The 377-nt window shown below is 66.6% G+C and carries 1 pseudogene; it reads right to left on the reverse strand.

Annotated elements, in window-relative coordinates:
* Positions 1-188, reverse strand: a pseudogene (locus ACTFO6_RS17960) (phosphoglycerate mutase); the annotation flags it as partial.
* Between the last annotated feature and the right edge of the window lie 189 nt (positions 189-377).

Here is a 377-nt window from a genome sequence, read left to right on the forward strand (position 1 = left end):
GGCCAGTCCTGCTGGCGCTCGACGCCGAACGCCCGGCACAGCCAGATCTCGGGGCTTAAGGGCTCGGCCGGCTGCCACCGGCCCCGGGACAAGAGCCGTTCCAGGTGCTCGAGGGAAAGATCAGCGAACGGCGATGGGTCCGAGGCGTCGAAATCGAGAAGGTGGGGAACCAGCAGATGGACGATCACGGTGGCAGAAGGACCGCGCGGTGCGGTTCGAGGGGTGATTGTACACCGGCCCTTCGGAGGAGCCCCTCTTCCCGGCGGGCGGCCCGGGGTGCGTGCGCCGGAAGAATGTGGCAGACTCTGGCCCGCCTTCCTTCGAAAGCGACGGCCTAAATTGCAACCCTACGAAGTCTTCGTCGGCCTGCGCTATAC

The organism is Pelomicrobium sp. G1, from assembly GCF_051905455.1.
Classification (GTDB): domain Bacteria; phylum Pseudomonadota; class Gammaproteobacteria; order Burkholderiales; family UBA6910; genus Pelomicrobium.